The following is a 6117-nucleotide window of genomic DNA, read 5'->3' as shown; positions in this document are numbered from 1 at the left end:
CCCCCCCCCCCCCCCCCCCCCCCCCCCCCCCCCCCCCCCCCCCCCCCCCCCCCCCCCCCCCCCCCCCCCCCCCCCCCCCCCCCCCCCCCCCCCGACCGCCGGTCCACGGGACGAGGAGCGGTTCCCCTCGGGACGTCACCGGTCCGAGAACGCCGGACGGGGCCGGCGGAGGTCCGCCGGCCCCGTCACCCGACGAGGGGACCGCAGGTCAGGCGATGCGTTCCAGGACCACCGGGGTGGTCCGGACGTCGGTGCCGGGGGCCGCGATGTCGTAGGAGCCGGCCACCGCCTGGAGGGCGTACTCGAAGCGTTCCGGGGTGTCGGTGTGCAGGGTCAGCAGGGGCTGGCCCTCGGTCACCCGGTCGCCGGGCTTGGCGTGGAGTTCCACGCCCGCCGCCGCCTGCACGGGGTCCTCCTTGCGGGCGCGGCCGGCGCCCAGGCGCCAGGCGGCGATGCCGATGTCGTAGGCGTCGAGGCGGGACAGGACGCCGGTGGCCGGGGCCTTCACCACGTGCTGTTCCCGCGACGTGGGCAGCGGGGCGTCCGGGTCGCCGCCCTGGGCCGCGATCATCCGGCGCCACACGTCCATCGCCGAGCCGTCGGCCAGCGCCTTCGCCGGGTCGGCGTCCTTCAGCCCGGCGGCGTCCAGCATCTCGCGGGCCAGCGCGAGCGTCAGCTCCACCACGTCCGCGGGGCCGCCGCCCGCCAGGACCTCCACGGACTCGCGGACCTCCAGGGCGTTGCCCGCGGTGAGACCCAGCGGGGTGGCCATGTCCGTCAGCAGCGCGACCGTCCTCACGCCGTGGTCGGTACCGAGGCCCACCATCGTGGACGCCAGTTCGCGGGCGTCCTCGATCGTCTTCATGAAGGCACCCGAGCCGACCTTGACGTCCAGCACCAGCGAGCCGGTGCCCTCGGCGATCTTCTTGGACATGATCGAGGAGGCGATCAGCGGGATGGCCTCCACCGTGCCGGTCACGTCACGCAGCGCGTACAGCTTCTTGTCCGCGGGGGCCAGGCCGTCGCCCGCCGCGCAGATCACCGCGCCGGTGGTGTCGAGGACGTCCAGCATCTCCTCGTTGGAGAGCAGGGCGCGCCAACCGGGAATGGACTCCAGCTTGTCCAGGGTGCCGCCGGTGTGGCCGAGGCCCCGGCCGGAGAGCTGGGGGACGGCGGCACCGCACGCGGCCACGAGGGGCGCCAGCGGCAGGGTGATCTTGTCGCCGACGCCGCCCGTGGAGTGCTTGTCGGCCGTCGGGCGGGAGAGCGAGGAGAAGTCCATGCGCTCACCGGAGGCGATCATGGCCGCCGTCCAGCGGGCGATCTCGCGGCGGTTCATGCCGTTCAGCAGGATCGCCATGGCGAGCGCGGACATCTGCTCGTCGGCGACCTCGCCGCGGGTGTACGCGTCGATGACCCAGTCGATCTGCTGGTCGGTCAGCTCGCCGCGGTCCCGCTTGGTGCGGATGACGGAGATGGCGTCCATGGCCATGGCTGGGGCTTCCTTCCGGGAGGTGCGAAGTGTGCGGCCCCCCTGCTCGGGAGGCAGGGGGGCCGTACGGCGTTACTGGGTGAGATGGTCCGGACCGAAGGCCTGGGGCAGCATCTCGGAGAGCGGGAGCACGCCCGCGGGGGTGTCCAGGAGCAGGTCCGGGCCGCCGAACTCGTAGAGCAGCTGGCGGCAGCGGCCGCACGGGACCAGCAGGGCGCCGGCGCCGTCGACGCAGGTGAAGTGCGTCAGCCGGCCGCCGCCGGTGCGCTGGAGCTCGGAGACCAGGCCGCACTCGGCGCACAGGCCGAGGCCGTAGGAGGCGTTCTCGACGTTGCAGCCGGTGACCGTGCGGCCGTCGTCGACCAGGGCCGCGACCCCGACCGGGTAGCCCGAGTAGGGGGCGTAGGCGTGGGCCATGGCCTCCCGGGCCCGGGCGCGCAGCGGCTCCCAGTCGAAGGCGCCCTCGTCGCGGGTCACTTGCCCTGGCCCTTCCGGTAGCGCATGCCGTCCGCCTTCGGCATCCGCAGCCGCTGCGCGGACAGCGACAGCACGAGCAGCGTGACGACGTAGGGGGTGGCGCCCACGAAGTCGCTCGGGACCTCGTCGGTGAGGAGGTACCAGACCAGCACCAGCGCGGCCGTGACGGCGCTGACCACGCCCTGGACCACGGCCTTCTTGTACAGCTTCCAGCCGGCCAGCAGCGCGAGCAGGACGACCAGGAGCAGCAGCAGCGCGTGCACGGTGACGCCGCCGTTGCGCAGCTGGAGGGCGTCGGAGTAGCCGAACAGGCCCGCGCCCATGGCCAGCCCGCCGGGCCGCCAGTTGCCGAAGATCATGGCGGCGAGGCCGATGTAGCCGCGGCCCGCGGTCTGGCCCTCCAGATAGGTGTGCGAGGTGACCAGCGCGAGGAACGCGCCGCCGAGGCCGGCCAGGCCGCCGGAGACGGCGACGGCCGCGTACTTGTACTGGTAGACGTTGACGCCGAGGGACTCCGCGGCGACCGGGTTCTCGCCGCAGGAGCGCAGCCGCAGCCCGAACGGGGTGCGCCACAGCAGCCACCAGCTGCCGACGAACAGCAGCACCGCCACGATGGTGATCACGGACAGGTTGGTGACCAGGCCGCCGACGATGCCGGCCAGGTCGGAGACCAGGAACCAGTGGTGCTTCTCGATGGAGGCGAGGCCGTCCGACAGACCGGGGACGGTGATGTCGGGCAGCGAGTCCGCGGGCGGGGACTGCTTGGGGTTGCCGCCCTCCTGGGCGGCGTCGCCGTCGGCGAAGAACAGCTTGGCGAGGTACTGCGTGGCACCGAGCGCGAGCAGGTTGACGGCGACACCGGAGACGATGTGGTCGACGCCGAAGGTGATGGTGGCGACGGCGTGCACCAGGCCGCCGAGGACGCCGAAGCCGACGCCGCACAGCAGGCCGAGCCAGGGGCTGGACTGCCAGCCGACCCAGCCGGCGCCGAAGGTGCCGAGGATCATCATGCCTTCGAGGCCGATGTTGACCACGCCGGCCCGCTCGGACCACAGGCCCGCGAGACCGGCGAGGCCGATCGGCACGGCGAGACCGAGCGCGGCGGCGACCTGGCCGGAGGAGTCGAGCTGGTTGGAGTCGGTGATCATCCGGACGGCCGCGAGGAGCAGCAGGGCGCCGGCGACGATCATGAGGACCTGGCCGAGCGAGCGGCCCGTGCGCTGGGGCGCGCCGGGCGCCTTGGGCGCCGCGGGCGGCGGCGTGTCGGTCATCGTGGCAGTCATCACGCCACCTCCTGCTTCTTCGTCGGGGCGGCGGCCTGGGCGGCGAGTTCCGCGCCGACCCGCTGCTGCTGGCGCTTGAGGCCGTAGCGTCGGACGACCTCGTAGGCGATCACGACGCACAGGACGATGACGCCCTGGATCACGCCGAGGATCTCCTTGTCGTAGCCCTGGAACTCCAGGTGGTTGGTGGTGCGCTCCAGGAAGCCCCAGAGCAGGGCGCCGAGCGCGATGCCGATCGGGTTGTTGCGGCCGAGCAGCGCGATGGCGATGCCGGTGAAGCCGATCCCGGTGGGGAAGCTGTTGTCGTACTGGTGGCTCTCGTTGAGCAGGGTGGGCATGCCGATCAGACCGGCCACCGCACCCGAGATGATCATGCTGGTGGCGACCATCCTCTTCACCGACACACCGCTCGCGGCGGCGGCGCTCTCGGACTGGCCGACGGTGCGCAGGTCGAAGCCGAACCGGGTGCGGCCGAGCACGAACCAGTAGGCGAGGCCGACGATCACGGCGACGACGATGAAGCCGTCCAGCACGCCGGCCGGGCCGGTGTCGATGCTGAAGAAGAAGGAGGACGACGGCAGCGGCTTCGTGGAGACCAGGGTGCCGCCCTGCTGGAGTTCGCCGAGCCGCTCGGGCTGGAGCAGGTAGCCGATGACGGCGGTGGCGATGGAGTTCAGCATGATGGTCGCGATGACCTCGCTGACGCCCCGGGTCACCTTCAGCACACCGGCGATGGCCGCCCACAGGGCGCCGGTCGCCATGGCGCAGACGATGATCAGCGGGATGGCGATCCAGCCGGGCACGGCCAGCGCGCCGCCGAGGACGGCGGCGATGAACGCGGCGAGCCGGTACTGGCCGTCGACACCGATGTTGAACAGGTTCATCCGGAAGCCGACGGCGACCGCGATGCCCGCGAGGTAGTACGTGGTGGCCTTGTTCAGGATGTAGACCTGGCTGTCGCTGGCGAAGCCGTAGGTCATCATGTCGCTGAACGCGGCGCCGGGGTTCTTGCCGGTCGCGAGGATCACCAGGGCGGTGACGACGAGCGCGGCGACGACCGCCAGCAGCGGCGCGGCGATGCCGAGGGCCAGCCGCTCCTTGTCGATGCGTGAGGTCAGCTTGTTCATCGCTCGTCGTCCTCTGTGTGCTCCAGGTGGCCGGTGGCCGCACCCGTCATGGCGGAGCCCAGCTCTTCGGGGGTGATGGTGGCGGGGTCGGCGTCGGCGACCAGGCGGCCCCGGTACATCACCCGCAGGGTGTCGGAGAGGCCGATCAGCTCGTCGAGGTCGGCGGAGATCAGCAGCACGGCCAGGCCCTCGCGGCGGGCCTCGCGGATGTAGTCCCAGATGGCGGCCTGGGCGCCGACGTCCACGCCGCGGGTGGGGTGGGCGGCGATGAGCAGCTTGGGGTGGTGGCTCATCTCGCGGCCGACGATCAGCTTCTGCTGGTTGCCGCCGGACAGCGAGGCCGCGGTCACGTCGATGCCGGGGGTGCGGACGTCGTACGACGCGACGATCCGCTCGGTGTCGGCGCGGGCCGCCTTGATGTCGAGCAGCGCGCCGCGCGAGTTGGGCTTCTCGCTGACGTGGCCGAGGATGCGGTTCTCCCACAGCGGCGCCTCGAGGAGCAGGCCGTGGCGGTGGCGGTCCTCGGGGATGTAGCCGATGCCGGCCCGGCGGCGGTCGCGGGTGGCGGCGGCGGAGACGTCCGCGCCGTCGAGCGTGATGACGCCGGAGTCGGGCTGCCGCATGCCCATGATCGCCTCGACCAGCTCGGACTGGCCGTTGCCCTCCACGCCGGCGATGCCGAGGACCTCGCCCCGGTGGATGGTGAAGGAGATCTCGTCGAGGATGACCCGCTCGATGCCGTCGAGGCCGGTCTGCGTCAGGTGCAGGCCGTCCAGCGTCAGCATGGGGACGTCCGTGACGGTGGACTCCTCGGTGTCCGGGGTGGGCAGCTCGCTGCCCACCATCAGCTCGGCGAGCTGCCGGGGCGTGGTGGTGCGCGGGTCGGCCGTGCCGACGGTGGTGCCGCGCCGGATGACGGTGATCTCGTCGGCGACCGACAGCACCTCGCCCAGCTTGTGGGAGATGAAGATGACGGTGAGGCCCTCGGCCTTCAGCTCGCGCAGGTTGTCGAAGAGCGCGTCGACCTCCTGCGGCACGAGCACGGCGGTCGGCTCGTCGAGGATGAGGGTGCGGGCGCCGCGGTAGAGGACCTTCAGGATCTCCACGCGCTGGCGGTCGGCGACCCCCAGCTCCTCCACGAGGACGTCGGGCCGGACGTTCAGGCTGTACGCGTCCGAGATCTCCTTGATCCGGGCGCGGGCCCGGCCCCCGATGCCGTACAGCTTCTCCGCGCCGAGGACGACGTTCTCCAGCACGGTGAGGTTGTCGGCGAGCATGAAGTGCTGGTGCACCATGCCGATGCCGCGGGCGATGGCGTCGCCGGGGTTGTGCAGGACGACCTGCTCGCCATTGACCGTGATGGTGCCCTCGTCCGGCTGCTGCATGCCGTAGAGGATCTTCATCAGGGTGGACTTGCCGGCGCCGTTCTCACCGCACAGGGCGTGGACGGTGCCCGTGCGTACGGTGATGTCGATGTCGCGGTTGGCGACGACGCCGGGGAAACGCTTGGTGATGCCGCGCAGTTCGACGGCAGCGGGCGGGCTGGACGCGTTGATGGCGCACTCTCCTCGGGGAAAGAGGCTGCGGGGAGGGGGCAGGGCGTCGGCGACGCTAGCGCGCCAACTCCGCGCTACACGCGTAGAGTTGACACATTGTTATGGCCCGGGGGGGGGGGGGGGGGGGGGGGGGGGGGGGGGGGGGGGGGGGGGGGGGGGGACCGCATCCGGGAGGGGGTCTT

5 protein-coding genes are annotated in these 6117 nt (G+C 72.3%); all 5 read right to left on the bottom strand.

Annotation, left to right across the window (positions count from 1 at the left end):
* Positions 1-208: 208 nt before the first annotated feature.
* Entirely contained in the window at positions 209-1486 is a 1278-nt protein-coding gene (locus ACZ63H_RS38275) for a thymidine phosphorylase (protein WP_469873075.1), read from the bottom strand.
* A gap of 78 nt (positions 1487-1564) precedes the next feature.
* Positions 1565-1969, bottom strand: coding sequence for a cytidine deaminase (locus tag ACZ63H_RS38270; RefSeq protein WP_467943496.1), 405 nt, complete (start codon positions 1967-1969; stop codon positions 1565-1567).
* On the bottom strand, positions 1966-3252 hold the full coding sequence (locus ACZ63H_RS38265) for an ABC transporter permease (protein WP_469873073.1): 1287 nt from the start codon (positions 3250-3252) through the stop codon (positions 1966-1968). The genes ACZ63H_RS38270 and ACZ63H_RS38265 overlap by 4 nt, the downstream gene beginning before the upstream one ends.
* Positions 3252-4379, bottom strand: a complete 1128-nt coding sequence (locus tag ACZ63H_RS38260; RefSeq protein ID WP_469873072.1) for an ABC transporter permease — start codon at positions 4377-4379, stop codon at positions 3252-3254. The genes ACZ63H_RS38265 and ACZ63H_RS38260 overlap by 1 nt, the downstream gene beginning before the upstream one ends.
* Positions 4376-5935, bottom strand: coding sequence for an ABC transporter ATP-binding protein (locus ACZ63H_RS38255; RefSeq protein WP_469873074.1), 1560 nt, complete (start codon positions 5933-5935; stop codon positions 4376-4378). The genes ACZ63H_RS38260 and ACZ63H_RS38255 overlap by 4 nt, the downstream gene beginning before the upstream one ends.
* Positions 5936-6117: the final 182 nt, after the last annotated feature.

The sequence above is a fragment of the Streptomyces sp. NPDC104831 genome (assembly GCF_055583025.1).
This window is presented reverse-complemented; position numbering and strand designations above follow the sequence as displayed.